Source organism: Bullifex sp. (genome assembly GCF_034103065.1).
Classification (GTDB): domain Bacteria; phylum Spirochaetota; class Spirochaetia; order Sphaerochaetales; family Sphaerochaetaceae; genus Bullifex.
Genome location: NZ_JAXEGN010000006.1, coordinates 1 through 14983 on the forward strand (window position 1 = coordinate 1; position 14983 = coordinate 14983).

Consider the following 14983-nt stretch of genomic DNA (forward strand, 5'->3'; position numbering starts at 1 on the left):
CTAGCATTTTCTAATGATCTAACTGTTGAATCATTATCTGTATCATAGCTAACTTTGAGCCAGAAACCTTGTTGATCACCACCAGAGATAACAGAACCTGTACCTGATTCTGTAACACCAGAACCGGCATTAACAGTTGAATTAAGTGTGATTGTTTCTGCAAATACTACACATGTAACTAAAACTAAAAGTGCTAAAACTGAAATTAATTTTTTCATAAATTATACCCATTCCCCCTTTATGGTCCTTATCTTATGACATTTGATATTTGGCTGTCAACAATAAAATATTAAAAAATCTTATAAATTATGGGTATTTTCTCAAGTTTTTAGCAATAAGTTATGACATAAGAATTAACTTCTACCACTCCAAACACTAAATGGATTAATCTTAAGTCTTATGAGAATATATAAAAATCCAAAAACAAGACCAAAGAGATGTGTTAAGTGAGCAGTACTACTTGCTGAAAAACCACTAAATAGAGAGATAAAGAAATAAATAGCCACTAGAAGTGGTGCTTTGACAGGTATTATTCCGAAAACAAGAATTACTGCATAAGGGTATAAAACTGCAAAAAGTATTAATAAACCATATATAGCACCTGATGCACCTACTAAAATTACATTTGTTCCTGTTAAATAATACATACAGTAACTTGCAATTCCAGAAAGCGTTCCAACCAATAGGTAATATAATAGGAACTCTCTTGACCCCACTCTATGTTCAACTGCTCTTCCAAATATATATAAAGAGAGCATGTTAAATATTAGATGGGTAATATTTGCATGGGTAAACATGTAGGTAAAAAACTGCCAATAATAATGTTTGTAATATACAAGAGAAGGAACCATTCCAAGGTAAATTTTTAGTCTTGGAAATAAAAAGTATGTTAAAGCAAATACAACAAAGTTGATAACAATAAGTATTGTTGTCACGTTTGAATCGGTATATTTAAATTTCCTATTTAATATTGTGTTTCTCATAGATTCTAAGGATATGAAAATATCGCACATCGTCAATCGGATAATTTTTCACACTGTGAAAAAAAGTAACAGTATAAATTGTGCAAAATTATCACTTTTTATCGCAATTAAGACTATTTTCCGACTTGGCACGCTTTTTGCATACTATTTTACAGAGCAAACAGTTTTTTCAAACCTCCTTTTTAGTGTGATTAATAAGTGTCTAGAGTTTCTAGACACTTATTTTTTGTATTTACATATTCAAACAATAAGTTGGCACGTATTATGCAACATTATTGGTATAGAGCAACAGTTTTTCAGATCTCCTTGTAGTTTTGAAAGCAAAGTGCTAGACGGTTCCTCTCCCCACCCCCACAATCCGTCTAGCACTTTTTTTTGTTTTGATATAGGCTTTTTAATATGGCAACAAGTAGAAGAGATAAAGCAGATTCATACACCCAAAGAGCACATAGAGAAGGATATCCTGCTAGAAGTGTTTACAAACTAGAAGAGATTAACCAAACACACCATCTAATTAAACCTGGTGATAGTGTTCTTGATGTAGGAGCTGCTCCTGGTTCATGGACGCTTTATACACATAGGCAGTTAATTAAAGGTAAAGGAAAAATTGTTGCAGTAGATTTAAATCCATTAAGACTAGATCCTGTTCCATCAACTGTTACAGCATTTGTAGGTGATGCTTTTTCAAAGGAAATTAGAGCAAAGCTTGTCGAAAATGGCCCATATGATTGCATTATCTCTGATGCAGCTCCAATGACAACAGGAAATAGAACTGTTGATACCACCCGTTCTGAATGGCTTGCTGAGCAAGTAGTATTTTTGGCTCAGGAACAGCTTAAAGAACATGGAAATCTTGTAATAAAGATATTCCAAGGTGGTGGACAAGAGGCTGTATTAAAAAATATGAGAACTATTTTTGCAAAAGCAAAGGCCTTCAAACCGAAGGCCTGTAGAGATGATAGCTTTGAAATCTACCTTATTGGACTGGATAAAAAAGCTCAAGCTTGAGTTGTTAAATTTACATCTAGCTTATTATAAGGAATTTCAATACCTGCTTTTGCAAATGCATCATAGATATCCTTTTGGAACTTCCAGTTTACATTCCAGTAATCAGCTGGATTAACCCAAGGACGTACGATAAATGTAACTTCAGAATCAGCAAGTGCAGATACCTCAATTACTGGAGCTGGGTCCTGTAATACTTCAGGATAGCTATCAATTACACTCTTAATAACAGCTTTTGCTTTCTCTAGGTCTGTACCATATGCAACGCCAGTGGTCATATCAAGTCTTCTTCTATCTAATGAAGAGTAGTTTGTAATTACTTGAGACCACACAAGTTTATTACTCATTGTAATTTTTTTATTATCTGGTGTTCTAAGAGTAACAGACATAATATCCATTGCTTTTACTGTTCCACTTGTTGAGCCGATATCAACATAATCACCAAGGCCAAATGGCTGATTTATAGCAAGCATCATTCCACTAAAGATTGAACTAATTGATTCTTGAAGCGCAAAGCCTAAAACAACACCTGTAACACCAAGACCAGCAATAACTGGTGTTAAATCAATTCCCCAGAACTCAAGTACAACTAAGAGGGCAAACATCCATACTATTACTTGAATCAGTTTAATTAAGAAGCCAAGCATTAATGGTGTAAACTTTACATATTTCTTCTCAGCTTTCTTTAATATCTTCTTTACAAGTCTGATAATTAGCTTTGCAAGAATAATAACAATTACAGAGCAAAGAAGTTTAATTCCAAAAACCTCTAGCCAATTTAGAGCAGAAAAGAAGAATGCTTCTCCTTCTGCTAACAAATTACTATTTTCCATATATTCTCCACACACAAAAGCAGAGAGGATTGCTCCTCTCTGTTATTTAATTTTGCAATACTATTACTTTGCTAATAAAGCTGCAACATTCTTTGTGTAAGCAGCAGGATCTTTTGGCATAATACCTTCAGCAAGATATGCACCATCAAGAAGTACATTAGCAAGCATCTTTGCATCTTCATCACTTAATGACTCAGCCTTTTTAACGAGATCACTATTTGTATTAATCTCAAAAATTGGCTTAACTTCAGGCATATCATCCATATTACCCATCTGCTTCATAAGCTTCTGCATCTGCCATGATGGATCATTTTCATCCATAACGATAACAGCTGGAGTATCAGTTAGACGATTAGATGCAATAACATCCTTTACGCTATCACCGAGGAGATCCTTAAAGCGCTTTACGATACCTTCTTCACTCTTTTTAACATCTTCACTCTTTTCTTCCTTGATATCATCAAGTGCACCAGACTTATTAATAGCCTTTAAAGGAAGCTCCTGATATTCACCAACCATTGAGATAACGATTTCATCGATATCATCATCCATGATTAATACTTCATAGCCCTTCTTCTTATAGGCAGAAAGAAGTGGTGAATTTCTTAAGATATTCTCTTTACCACCTGTGATGTAGTAAATAGCTTTCTGACCTTCCTTCATTCTCTCTTTATAAGCTTTTAATGAAGTAAAGCCTTCAACTGAATCAGACTTATATCTTACAAGTTCAAGTAAGGTATCTCTATTTGCATAGTCTGAGTAAAGGCCTTCTTTTAGAGGTCTGTTGTACTCTTTAATAAACTTATCATAGAGCTCTGGATTATTTTCGCTAATCTTCTTAAATTCACCAAGAAGCTTCTTAACAGAACCATTTCTGATTGTGCTCATGATTCTATTTTCCTGTAAAATCTCACGAGAAACGTTTAATGGAAGATCTTCAGAATCGATAACACCACGAACAAATCTAAGATAAGTAGGAAGTAGCTCTTTATCATCATCAGTAATATAAACACGCTTTACATAAAGCTTTACACCACTCCTGTAATCAGCATAGTTCATATCAAAAGGAGCTTTAGCTGGGATAAAGAAGAGTGTTGTATACTCTGTTGCACCTTCAGCATGAGTGTGAAGATAGAAAAGAGGATCCTCTTGATCAAAGTAATTATTCTTATAGAACTCTTTATATTCCTCATCCTTAATAGAAGACTTACTTCTTGTCCAAAGAGCAGATGCACTATTAATCTGTTCTCTCTTATGTTCACTCTTCTTTATAGGATTACCTTCACTGTCCTTTTCATCAGTGTAGCTCTCTTGGTCATATTCAAGATAAATAGGATATGCAACGTGGTCAGAATACTTCTTAATTAAGCTATCCAAGCGATAACGGCTAGCATACTCTTCACCTTCTTCATTTAAATGCAAGATAATTGTAGAACCCTGCTCTGCTCTTTCAGCTGGATCAATTGAGTAAGAGCTTTTTCCCTCACTACTCCATCTGAAAGCTTGGTCTGTACCAGCTTTTTTACTAATTACTTCGACAGAAGAAGCAACCATAAATGCAGAATAGAAACCTACACCAAACTGACCAATAAGATTTGAATCCTTTTTAGCTTCATCTGTTAATGATGCAAGGAATTTCTTTGTACCAGATGATGCAATAGTACCAAGGTTATCATTAAGGTCCTTCTCATCCATACCAATACCATTATCACTTATTGTAAGTGTTTTAGCATTGCTATCGAATGTGATATTGATACATGGATCAAAGCTATAGCCCTTTAGATTACCATCTACTAATGAAAGGTATTTTAACTTATCAATTGCATCAGATGCATTACTGATAAGCTCTCTTAAAAAGATTTCTTTGTTAGAGTAAAGTGAGTGAATAATTAAATTAAGCAAATCGCTCACTTCAGTTTTAAACTGTTTTTTTGACATTTTCTCACCTCAAGCATTTGTTGATACTTCGAGATAAGATAACAACAACTATTTTAAACGGCAAGATATAAAAAGAAAAAGCTGCCTGAATTTCTCAAGCAGCTAAAAACTATTAACAAAGAGAAAGAACTAAATCCTTTAGCTCGCCTTCTTCTGCATCTCTTGTAAAGTACTCTTTGAAGTGCTCTCCTGAGAAAGTTTCCTTTACAAAATCTTGATCAAGGTTCTTTACTATATATTTAATATCGGTGTGTGTAACAGTTTTAACACTATCAAGAATTTTCTTATTTCTCTGTTCTGGTACAACTCTATCTTTTGGATAGCCACCACCACCTGGTGCAACAAAAAGCTGGTCAAAGATATTCTTAAGTCTTAATTCAGCACCCCATCCCATACCTTTTGCATATGGAATTGCAATTGCATTTCCATCATTGATCTGCATAAATAGATAAGCATCCTCAGGATCAACAACGTGACCACATAGTGTTGCAGGGAATGAATTGAGTGCTAGCATTGCACCCTCACCTGTTCCACATCCTGTTACAATAAAATCAACAGCCTTAGAATTTAAAAGTACAGATGAAAGTAAACCTGCTTTTACATATGTAATTTGGCATTCATCCTTTGAAGAGTACATACCATAGTTAACAACTTCATGGCCATACTTAGTAGCTACTTCTTTTAAACATTCATAAACTAGAGGGTTTTTATCTCCCTGACTATTTTCCATTACAAGTCCAATTCTCATGTTTACATCCTTATTCTTAATTTTCTTTATATTACCATATTATTCAATTTAATTGGGTATAAAAAAACCACTAGATACTCAGTCTCTAGTGGCAACCTCCTTAATCCCGAACTAACGGGATACAAATGAAGAGCTGCTAATAAATCATACTCTTCTAAATTCCTCAACAGTCATTATCACATGGTTTTTCACTTATTGGAAGCAAAATTTTAATATTTTTTTTAAAAAGTGTAACTATGTATAAAGTTGTATATTTACTAATTTTTAAGTACTATTAAATTAGTATTTTGGATATATAATTAATTTTAACTTAAATTTAAGGAGTACAATAGCATAGATGTATACAGGAGGAGTCCAAAACGGATCAAAATCAAATAACATTGCCAATGCACTCGAAAAAGCAATTCTAGCCAATGAATATAAGCAAGGTGAGTTATTGCCTTCACAAAAGGAGCTTGCAGAACAATTCAATGCTTCTTCAAGATCATTAAGAGAAGCTTTTAAAGCTCTTGAAGCAAAAGGTCTTATCGAGGTTAGCCAAGGTAAACGAGCTATTGTTAAATCCAACAATCTTGATAGATTCGTTGAATCACTCTCTCTCACTATGTTTAGCCAGGCAAGTCAGGACACAAAGTTACTCTCTGACTTACTTGAAGTACACATTACTCTTGAGGTATCTGCTGCAAGAGAGCTCAGCCGAAGACCAGAAAGGACTACAACAGTTAAATACCTTGATTCAATTATTAGTAAAATGGAACAAATTGTACTCAGCAATGATTTAGTTGCTGCTAAGAAGCAATTTTCTCAATTAGACTTTAACTTCCACTTTACTATTGTTAACTCAAATACAAACATTGTATTTAAGAGTATTTATAACAACCTTTCTCCACAGCTCAACTCTATCTTTGAACGTCTTACAGAGAGTGAGGATGACTTAAAGAAGAAGCTAAGAGAGTATCACTACTTAATTGATGCATTAAGAGAAGGTCAGACAGACTTAGTTGTAGCTCTTACCTTAGTATTAACAAACAATATTAAGCATCAATTTGATTCCACTTATATTAGTAAATAATTATTAATACTTCTCATGGCAGAATTATTTGTTCTGCCATATTTTTTTTTGGACTTTGCTATGAATATTATTGAACTAAAACATGCCTCCGTTAGACGTGATGGTGAATATATACTTAAAGATGTTTCTTTAACTGTTAAAGAAGGTGAAAAAATTGCAATTATTGGACCAAATGGAGCAGGCAAAAGCACATTAATAAATGTTATTGCAAGAAATGTTTATCCACTCAGAACAGATGATTACTCTCTTGCTCTCTTTGGTGAAGAAAGGTGGAGAATCGAAGAGTTAAAGAAAAAATTTTCTATAGTAAACCAAACTCTTAACTGGTATACAAATACTACATATACAGTATTTGAAATAGTAGTTTCAGGGCTATACTCTGCAATAGGTTTAGACTTTCACCATAAAGTAACTAAAGAAGATGAAGAAAAATGTATTAACGAGCTTAATAGAGTTGGAATACTACATCTTAAATCAAAGGCTATGAATACACTTTCTTCAGGAGAGAGGGCAAAGTGCTTACTTGCTAGAGCTAATATTACAAACCCTTCTCTTTTGCTTCTTGATGAGGCAGCAAATGCTCTTGATTTCCCAGCTCGAAGTGAATTAAGAAAAGCTATTTCTTCTTATGCAAAGGAAGGAAAGACTATTTTACTTGTTACCCATGAACTTGCTGAAATCATTCCTGAAGTTGATAGAGTAATAATAATGAAAGATGGAAAGATATATAAGGATGGGAAAAAAGAAGAAGTTCTAACAGGAGAGTTATTAAGCGAAGTATATGAGAGAAAAATCTACGTTGACTCTCGAGATGGCTTATACAACGCATGGTGCTAAAATAATTATTTTATTCCTTTTTCTTGTAGAATATAATTAAAGAAAAGGAGGAATAATATGAGATGTAATATTATCATCCACTCTGTTAGCGGAAATATCTTTATTATCGCTTCATATTTAAAAGATAAGCTTAATGAAGCTGGGGTAGATGCTAGAATCTATCGAGTTGAAGATCCTGATCTTCATATCCTTGCAGCAAAGAAAGACTCTGTAAACCAGTATCTAGAAGATATTTTAGAGCTTTCAATTGCAAACGAAGAGGTACTTGAAAAAGCTGATATGATTATCCTCGGAGCGCCTACACGATTTGGTGGTATGACTGCCGAGATGAAGGCCTTTCTAGATAAAACTTACAAAATGTGTGAAGAACGAAGATTAGAAGGTCGTTTATTTGGTTGTTTTACCAGTTGTGCTCACTCTATTTGTGAAGGCTCCCATGCACTAGACTCTATGCTTTATTGGGCTCAAAATATGGCTCTTTTACACATTCCTTATGGTGTACATACAGAAGTTAGGTTATCTAATCAGCCTGTTGCAGGAATAGTTCACTTAGAAGGAAGAGATAACGAAATAAGGCCAAGTGATAAACTTGGGGATGTTATCGATAAATATGTTGAAAGCATTTTGCGCTATTGTTAATTAGTTTTTAGAAAAGAAGTCTAAAAATTTCTTTATATATCTTTTGAGGCGGCCCTTGGCTGTCTCTTTTTTTGCTTCAGATACAGTTTCTTCAATACTTGCATCCTTCTTTTGTCTCTTCTTTTCGTCCCAACGTCTTACTAACCACATATATAAATCAGCTTCACTTTCACCAGGGAAATTAGATAAAAGGTTATCCTTTCTTACTTCCTTGATAATTGGCTCATAGACATTTTTATACCAGCTTTTTGCAGCCTCTTCGAAGGATATTTCATCTTTTCTATTTTGATTAATATAATACTTATGAACCAATATATGATTTACCATTTCAGGATAAGAACCTGGGGAAGTAAACTTTATCTCATCCATAGGAAGATATGTTGGGTTATATTGAGAGATAAACATATTTCTCTCATATTCAACAGCCCTACTCTTAATTTGTTTTAATGTCATTCCTGGTTCAAGAGGAATTTGACTATCGAGTTCAACTACTTCTGCATCGATATATTCTGTGCCCATACTTTTTGCAACAGATACTCTATGATTACCATCTCTAACAAAGTAGTTTCCACCTAGTGAATATACTGAGATAGGAGGAAGGATTACATCTTCCATTCTAGCTACATCTATACTAGCCCACCTACTTCTTAGCATCTCTTTTTTAGGTAAAAAGGCAGAGGAGAAATCTCTATAGCGTCCTTCTGATCCTATTATCTTATCAACTGGAATAGTCTGCATTCCAAGATATGTTTCTTTCTTTGGTTTAATTATTTTAGTTACTTCATATAGTGAAAGTAAATCACTATTTTTCCACTGTAGTGTGTTGAAAAAAGAGTTGAAATGCGCACGTCTCTTTGCTCTTGAAAAGTCATCAAAGGCTTGAGAGTTATTAACACTATCCATTCGTCTTCCCCAATGTTGGATCATCAATGATAAAACTCTTATATACATTGATAATCGTTGTATCTTCGTATTGATGAAACCTATTCTCGTTTTCATCAAAAAGATGCACATGGCCATGTAATAAATATTTAGGCCTATATTTTTCCATGAATGCCTTAAAACATTCAAATCCACGGTGACACAAATCTACACCATCGCCCATACCAAAAACAGGTGAATGTGTAACTAGAATATCTACATACCTACCATATCTTTGCTTATTATATAAAAGACGTGGTACAAGTTTATTAATCCTCCACTTCATCTGTTTCTCAGAGTATTGACTCATTCCATAGTTATAGAGCATCGACCCACCTAAGCCCATTATGATTAAATCTCTCTTTTTATCATAGATGCACTTACCATCGATTAAGTCACCACCAAAGTGAGGCATTATTTGCATTTGGTCTCTATTACCAATTACTTGTGATGCCGGAGACACTTTTAGCATACTTTCTTTGAACTGTTCAAGATTATGGTTACCATATACATAGAAAAGCTGTTTTCCCATGATGGTCATAATGAAATCATAGTACCTAAGAGGAAGATCACCCGCACTGATTACAATATCACAATCCCCAAATAGTCTTTTCGATGAAGGAGAATATACAAGGGGATCAGTTTCGTCAGCAACACACAAAATCTTCATGCACTAAATTATAATGTCCTCTTTCTCGATTAGTAAAGACAATATCCATTATCTTGAAGCAATGTTTGACCATAAATTCCACTTGAAGTTGCTAAAAAGAATACAGTTTTGGCAATTTCCTGAACTTTTAATATTCCTTTAATGCTATGACCTTCATATCTTTTTGCAAGCTCACTCCCAATTAAATCGTTTCTTGCAATTAATCCAGGAGCAATAGCATTAACTCTTAACCCAGTTTCAGAAGCCAGTGAACGAGTAAAAGCACTCACTGCTCCCTTTGAAGCATCATAGTGGCTAGTGCCCCCAAAGCCAGGATGAAGGCTATTCATTGAAGAGATATTTACAATAGAACCATTACTTTCTTTTAATAGTGGTAATAGCTTTTTGGTAACTAACATTAAGCCTTTAACATTAACATCAAATACACTTGAGATATTGAAAGAATCTAGACACTCAGGGTTTGCTATGGTAAAGATTCCAGCATTATTCACAAGTACATCTAGCTTATCAATTTGTGATAAACTTCTGTTAATATCCTCTTCATCTGTGATATCAACCTTAATTGTTTTAATTATCTCATCACTCCTATCTTTAGTTGAAGTTCCATAAACTTCATAACCATTACTATAGAATTCACGAGCGATGGCATATCCTAAAGGCGAATAAGAAGCTGTAATTAATACTCTTTTCAATTTAAAAATTCCTTTGCAATTGGATGGTGAGTAAATAATAATTCATCAGCAGATGAATACATATCATCATTATATTTAGGAGACATAATTGTCGAAAACAGTGCATAATCACCATCAACTAATTTTGTCCCTTGATAGCATTTACCCTTTACAAGAGAAGCTCTATTCGTACTATCCAATATTCTAAGTTCTTCTCTTCCATCGGGGAAAATTACTAACTGTTCTGCTTTTCCACCCTCTAAAAAAAACCACATTTCATCATCTGTTAACTTATGAATTGAAGACATAGAAGAAGGTGTTATTAGATAATAAATACATCCCGCATTACCAAATTCGTTTATAAAACGAAAAAAACCTCCTTCCCCAGGAAGGGGAGAGAGGTTGTACTTTAAAATAATCTCGCTTACAGTGGCCAAGTTGAAACGATCTCCCTAACTAGTGCTTGGAAACGTGATTTAACCTTTTCACCTGTCTCTAGGACTTCTTCATGGTTAAGAGGCTGATCTAAAATTCCCGCACCCATATTTGTAAGACAAGAAATACCTAATACTTTCATTGTCATTTGACTTGCAGCAATTGCCTCTGGAACAGTAGACATACCTACAGCATCAGCACCTAACATACGAGCCATTCGTACTTCTGCAGGAGTTTCAAACTGAGGACCCCCAAAGAGCATATAGATACCATCTCTAAGAGAAAATCCCAATTTGGAAGCAGCTGTATGCGCAACCTGTTGTAGATTCTTATCATAGGTGTGACTCATATCAAAGAATCTTGGGCCTAGTTCATCACAATTTGGACCTCTCATTGGGCTGTCACCCATGATTTTAATATGGTCGGTAATAACCATTAAATCACCAGGTTGCCAAGCTGTATTAACACATCCTGCTGCATTAGTAAGCATTAGATTATTAATACCAAGCATTTTAAATACTTGAATAGGATAAACGCACTGTTGCATTGTCCATCCCTCATAGTAGTGGAAACGACCTTGCATGCAGATAACACGTTTACCCTCTAAAATTCCGATTGCTAAACGACCTTTATGTCCTGGTACTGTTGATACAGGAAAATGTGGAATATCTGAATAAGGGATATAAACTACTTCTCCCAATGTTTCAGCCATATCACCAAGGCCTGAGCCTAGAACCATTGCGATATCAAACTTGATATCACCTGTTACACTTTTAATGTAATCAGCACTTTGTTTTAAATCGTCTAGTAACATATTATTCCTCCAAATTAGAATGGTTGACCAGAAGCTAGAGGAGCTGCGCTCTTCTTTGATGAGAATATAAGTGCAATGAGTGTTGCAATGTATGGGAATGCACCAAGTACTGCCATTGGGATACCACTAAATGCAGGAAGAATTCTTCCGATATTTGCAATTGTCATACAAAGCCCGAAGAATGCAGTTGAACCTAAGATTCCAAGTGGCTTCCACTGACCAAAGATTAATGCTGCAATTGCTAAGAATCCAAGTCCATTAATACCAGATCCAGCATTGTACTCACCTGCGTAAGTTACAAGAATACATGCACCACCAAGTCCTGAAAGTAAACCTGAAGTTAATACTCCAATATATCTCATCTTATGAACATTAACACCTGCAGATGCAACTGCTGATGGGTGTTCACCACAAGCCCTGAGTCTAAGACCAAAACTAGTTTTATAAAGTAAGAAATAACTGATAACCCAAACAGCTATACAAATCCAAGTTGTCCAATATGTTTCAGAGAAGAACAGAGGTCCAAGAACTGGAATCTTTGAAAGAATTGGTACATCACTTCTAATTACGGCTCTAACAACAGTGATATTACCACTACCTGTAATAGTCTGTGCTAAGAAGAGTGATAATGCTGTTGAAAGCATATTAATTGCAGTACCTGAAATTGTTTGGTCAGCCTTAAGGTTAATTGATGCAATAGCATGTAATGCTGCTAATAGTGTTGAAGCAACCATTGCAACTAAAATACCAATTACAATTGCAAGATTAAAACTAAAACCAGGAATAGCTTGTAATTTTACAATTGTTGCAGCAGAAGCAAAACAACCAAAGAGCATTAAGCCTTCAATACAGAGGTTTGTTACACCACTGCGTTCTGAATAAAGACCACCAAGTGCACCCATTAAAAGAGGCATTGTATATGCAATAGCTGATGGTATGATAATTAACATTAATTCCCACATATTATTTTACCTCCTTAGAAGTTTTACTTAGTTCTTTACCTTTTTTTATCAGCTCCTTTCGCTCTTCAGGAGTTACTTGATCCATGGTCTTTTCTCCATTAACTGCAAGAGCAAAATATGCTTCCTTCTTTTCAAATGATTTCTTAAATAATCCATCCCAGAAGTTTCTAAAGAGTATATTTGTTGCTGCAAAGTAGATGATGATTGCAATAATTGTATCGGCAAGCTCTGTTGGGATACCAAGAGTTACAAGAGAGAGTTTACCATTTTTCAAAATACCAAAGAAAAGACCCGCAACTAAAGATCCAATAGGAGTTGAGTTACCAAGTAATGATACAGCAATACCATCAAAGCCTTCACTTGGCATCTTTCCCATTTCCATGATATTTGAATAGCCGCAGTAATATGAAAGGCCAGCAAGGCCACAAAGTGCACCAGAAATAGCCATTGAAATAATGATAGACTTATTTACCTTAATACCTGCATATTCAGCACAGTACTTATTTGCACCTACAGCTTTTAAATTAAAACCTAGTGTTGTTTTATTTAAAATAAACCAAATAAGGACTACAGCTATTATTGCAAGTAAGAAACCTAAGTTAGCTGTTGTACTCTTTCCAAAGATTGCACCAAAGATACCACTTCTTAGTGTTCTTTCTGTAGCTATTGGGGCAGACTTTACAGCAATTGTTGGATCGATGATAAAACGTGGGATAAAGTCATAACAAACCCAATATGCAATCCAGTTAAGCATGATACATGATACTACCTCATGTACATTAAACTTAGCCTTTAAAAATCCACTAATAAAACCCCATAAGCCACCAGCACAAATAGCAGCTAAGATAATAATTATTAAATAAATTGGTCTTGGAATTCCAAGAGGAAGTTTATGAGCAAGTAAGCTACAAACAATACCACCAATTAACATTTGGCCAGAACCGCCAATATTAAATAGTCCTGTTTTATATGCAAATGAAAAAGAAAGACCTGCAAATATTAACTGAGTTGAAAGTCCAATTGTAGCACCAATCTTTCTCTTATTTGATAAAGCACCCATAAAAAGATTTTTGTATCCATTTATTGGATCCTTTCCAATTAACAAAATTAATAAACATCCTGCGAGCATTCCTATAATAACAGCTGAGATGGAAACAAGAAGAGGAGATGCCTTCTTTGCTTCAAGAGGTTTATTTAATACTTTATCCTTCATTATGCTTCCTCCTTCTTAATACCTGCCATCATAAGACCTACAGAGTTAACATCGGTATCCTTTGTATTTACGATATCAATTAAACGACCTGCATTAATAACAGCAATTCTATCTGAAAGATTGAAAATTTCATCAAGCTCGAAGGATACGAGAAGGACTGCCTTACCCTTATCACGCTGCTGGACAAGCTGTTTATGAATAAATTCGATAGCACCTACATCAAGACCACGAGTTGGCTGAACTGCGATTAATAGCTCAGGATTTGAAGTAACCTCACGACCAATAATAGCCTTCTGCTGGTTACCACCTGAGAGCTTACCTGCAAGAGAGTCCTTACCTTCACCAGAACGAACATCGAACTTCTCGATAATATTCTGGGTATATTCATCAATCTCTTTCTTCTGCAAGATACCGTTTTTACCAAATCTTGGTTTGTAGAACTCTTTAATTACCATGTTGGTAGTAAGTGGTGCAGAAAGAACTAATCCTCTCTTTTGTCTATCTTCAGGAATGTGCCCAAGGCCAAGCTCATTTCTCTCTAAAATTGACATGTGAGTAATATCTTTTCCACAAAGAGTAACACTACCACTCTCAATTTTTCTAAGACCTGTGATGGCTTCAATTAACTCACTTTGACCATTTCCATCGACACCTGCGATACCAACTATTTCACCACCTTTAACAGATAGAGAGAAATCCTTAACGCCAAGAACACCCTTTGCATTCTTAACATTGAGATTCTTTACTTCTAATACAGTGTCTTTTAATTCAACTGGCTTTTTTTCAACTTTAAAGCTAACAGGACGCCCAACCATCATTGCCGCCATTTCATCAACACTTGTACTCTTAACATCTACAACTCCGATGTATTTACCTCGTCTGATGACAGTACAGCGATCTGCTACTTCTTTAATTTCATCAAGCTTATGAGTAATAAGAATAATTGATTTACCCTCTTTAATGAGGTTCTTCATTATCTGCATCAACTCTTTGATTTCCTGAGGTGTTAATACACCTGTTGGTTCATCAAAGATAAGTATATCGGCATCCCTGTAAAGCATCTTGAGAATTTCAACACGCTGTTGCATACCAACAGTGATATCCTCAATTACCATATCTGGCTCAATAGCAAGGCCATAACGTTCAGATATCTCTTTTATCTTTTTAGATGCAGTTTTGATATCATAAACAAAGCCACCCTCTTTACCAAGGATGATATTTTCTGCAACTGTAAAATTATGT

At 34.9% G+C, this 14983-nt stretch carries 17 protein-coding genes; 4 read left to right on the forward strand and 13 right to left on the reverse strand.

Going from position 1 to position 14983, the window contains the following annotated elements:
- Positions 1-218 (reverse strand): hypothetical protein (locus tag SOY52_RS00130; protein ID WP_320846958.1); only part of this gene is annotated, 218 nt, incomplete at its 3' end.
- A 135-nt stretch (positions 219-353) separates the two neighbouring features.
- Positions 354-983: a rhomboid family intramembrane serine protease gene (locus SOY52_RS00135; protein ID WP_320846959.1), complete on the reverse strand. Its 630-nt coding sequence runs from the start codon at positions 981-983 to the stop codon at positions 354-356.
- Positions 984-1382: 399 nt separating this feature from the next.
- Between SOY52_RS00135 and SOY52_RS00140 the strand changes: the two genes are divergently transcribed.
- Positions 1383-1991 carry an RlmE family RNA methyltransferase gene (locus tag SOY52_RS00140; RefSeq protein WP_320846960.1) on the forward strand — a complete coding sequence of 203 codons (609 nt, stop codon included), beginning with the start codon at positions 1383-1385 and terminating at the stop codon, positions 1989-1991.
- Here SOY52_RS00140 and SOY52_RS00145 read toward each other — a convergent pair.
- The 3 genes from SOY52_RS00145 to SOY52_RS00155 all read right to left on the reverse strand — a co-directional run bounded on the left by SOY52_RS00145 (position 1982) and on the right by SOY52_RS00155 (position 5507).
- Positions 1982-2821 carry a mechanosensitive ion channel family protein gene (locus SOY52_RS00145; protein ID WP_320846961.1) on the reverse strand — a complete coding sequence of 280 codons (840 nt, stop codon included), beginning with the start codon at positions 2819-2821 and terminating at the stop codon, positions 1982-1984. The two genes, SOY52_RS00140 and SOY52_RS00145, sit on opposite strands and share 10 nt — an antisense overlap.
- A gap of 63 nt (positions 2822-2884) precedes the next feature.
- Positions 2885-4759 (reverse strand): molecular chaperone HtpG, encoded by a 1875-nt coding sequence (gene htpG, locus SOY52_RS00150; RefSeq protein WP_320846962.1) that lies wholly within the window; start codon positions 4757-4759, stop codon positions 2885-2887.
- A 112-nt stretch (positions 4760-4871) separates the two neighbouring features.
- Positions 4872-5507, reverse strand: a complete 636-nt coding sequence (locus tag SOY52_RS00155) for an RpiB/LacA/LacB family sugar-phosphate isomerase (RefSeq protein ID WP_320846963.1) — start codon at positions 5505-5507, stop codon at positions 4872-4874.
- A 337-nt stretch (positions 5508-5844) separates the two neighbouring features.
- Here SOY52_RS00155 and SOY52_RS00160 point away from each other — a divergent pair, with 337 nt between their 5' ends.
- Genes SOY52_RS00160 through SOY52_RS00170 form a run of 3 tightly spaced genes read left to right on the forward strand, consistent with a single transcriptional unit; the run spans position 5845 to position 8055 of the window.
- Entirely contained in the window at positions 5845-6579 is a 735-nt protein-coding gene (locus SOY52_RS00160; RefSeq protein ID WP_320846964.1) for a FadR/GntR family transcriptional regulator, read from the forward strand.
- A gap of 60 nt (positions 6580-6639) precedes the next feature.
- Positions 6640-7416 carry an ABC transporter ATP-binding protein gene (locus SOY52_RS00165; RefSeq protein WP_320846965.1) on the forward strand — a complete coding sequence of 259 codons (777 nt, stop codon included), beginning with the start codon at positions 6640-6642 and terminating at the stop codon, positions 7414-7416.
- 57 nt (positions 7417-7473) lie between these two features.
- Positions 7474-8055 carry a flavodoxin family protein gene (locus tag SOY52_RS00170; RefSeq protein WP_320846966.1) on the forward strand — a complete coding sequence of 194 codons (582 nt, stop codon included), beginning with the start codon at positions 7474-7476 and terminating at the stop codon, positions 8053-8055.
- On the opposite strand, the gene SOY52_RS00175 is transcribed toward SOY52_RS00170, so the two are convergent.
- The 8 genes from SOY52_RS00175 to SOY52_RS00210 all read right to left on the reverse strand — a co-directional run.
- Entirely contained in the window at positions 8056-8958 is a 903-nt protein-coding gene (locus SOY52_RS00175; protein WP_320846967.1) for a transcriptional regulator, read from the reverse strand.
- Positions 8951-9646 carry a metallophosphoesterase family protein gene (locus SOY52_RS00180; protein WP_320846968.1) on the reverse strand — a complete coding sequence of 232 codons (696 nt, stop codon included), beginning with the start codon at positions 9644-9646 and terminating at the stop codon, positions 8951-8953. The genes SOY52_RS00175 and SOY52_RS00180 overlap by 8 nt, the downstream gene beginning before the upstream one ends.
- A gap of 29 nt (positions 9647-9675) precedes the next feature.
- Complete coding sequence (locus SOY52_RS00185) at positions 9676-10338, reverse strand: SDR family oxidoreductase (protein WP_320846969.1); 663 nt, start codon at positions 10336-10338, stop codon at positions 9676-9678.
- Positions 10335-10754, reverse strand: coding sequence for a cupin domain-containing protein (locus SOY52_RS00190; RefSeq protein ID WP_320846970.1), 420 nt, complete (start codon positions 10752-10754; stop codon positions 10335-10337). Before SOY52_RS00190 ends, SOY52_RS00185 begins: the two co-directional genes overlap by 4 nt.
- On the reverse strand, positions 10742-11566 hold the full coding sequence (locus SOY52_RS00195; RefSeq protein WP_320846971.1) for a purine-nucleoside phosphorylase: 825 nt from the start codon (positions 11564-11566) through the stop codon (positions 10742-10744). Before SOY52_RS00195 ends, SOY52_RS00190 begins: the two co-directional genes overlap by 13 nt.
- Before the next feature lie 14 nt (positions 11567-11580).
- Positions 11581-12528, reverse strand: a complete 948-nt coding sequence (locus tag SOY52_RS00200) for an ABC transporter permease (RefSeq protein WP_320846972.1) — start codon at positions 12526-12528, stop codon at positions 11581-11583.
- A gap of 1 nt (position 12529) precedes the next feature.
- Positions 12530-13741 carry an ABC transporter permease gene (locus tag SOY52_RS00205; protein ID WP_320846973.1) on the reverse strand — a complete coding sequence of 404 codons (1212 nt, stop codon included), beginning with the start codon at positions 13739-13741 and terminating at the stop codon, positions 12530-12532.
- A partial coding sequence (locus tag SOY52_RS00210; protein WP_320846974.1) for an ABC transporter ATP-binding protein occupies positions 13741-14983 on the reverse strand: 1243 nt, incomplete at its 5' end. The genes SOY52_RS00205 and SOY52_RS00210, both read right to left, overlap by 1 nt.

Bases quoted from the DNA above. Each gene is read 5' to 3' on its own strand.
- SOY52_RS00175 (WP_320846967.1), bottom strand. From the start codon at position 8,958: ATGGATAGTGTTAATAACTCTCAAGCCTTTGATGACTTTTCAAGAGCA.
- SOY52_RS00155 (WP_320846963.1), bottom strand. From the start codon at position 5,507: ATGAGAATTGGACTTGTAATGGAAAATAGTCAGGGAGATAAAAACCCT.
- SOY52_RS00145 (WP_320846961.1), bottom strand. From the start codon at position 2,821: ATGGAAAATAGTAATTTGTTAGCAGAAGGAGAAGCATTCTTCTTTTCT.
- SOY52_RS00135 (WP_320846959.1), bottom strand. From the start codon at position 983: ATGAGAAACACAATATTAAATAGGAAATTTAAATATACCGATTCAAAC.
- SOY52_RS00205 (WP_320846973.1), bottom strand. From the start codon at position 13,741: ATGAAGGATAAAGTATTAAATAAACCTCTTGAAGCAAAGAAGGCATCT.
- SOY52_RS00180 (WP_320846968.1), bottom strand. From the start codon at position 9,646: ATGAAGATTTTGTGTGTTGCTGACGAAACTGATCCCCTTGTATATTCT.
- SOY52_RS00170 (WP_320846966.1), top strand. From the start codon at position 7,474: ATGAGATGTAATATTATCATCCACTCTGTTAGCGGAAATATCTTTATT.
- SOY52_RS00160 (WP_320846964.1), top strand. From the start codon at position 5,845: ATGTATACAGGAGGAGTCCAAAACGGATCAAAATCAAATAACATTGCC.
- SOY52_RS00140 (WP_320846960.1), top strand. From the start codon at position 1,383: ATGGCAACAAGTAGAAGAGATAAAGCAGATTCATACACCCAAAGAGCA.
- SOY52_RS00165 (WP_320846965.1), top strand. From the start codon at position 6,640: ATGAATATTATTGAACTAAAACATGCCTCCGTTAGACGTGATGGTGAA.
- SOY52_RS00195 (WP_320846971.1), bottom strand. From the start codon at position 11,566: ATGTTACTAGACGATTTAAAACAAAGTGCTGATTACATTAAAAGTGTA.
- htpG (WP_320846962.1), bottom strand. From the start codon at position 4,759: ATGTCAAAAAAACAGTTTAAAACTGAAGTGAGCGATTTGCTTAATTTA.
- SOY52_RS00200 (WP_320846972.1), bottom strand. From the start codon at position 12,528: ATGTGGGAATTAATGTTAATTATCATACCATCAGCTATTGCATATACA.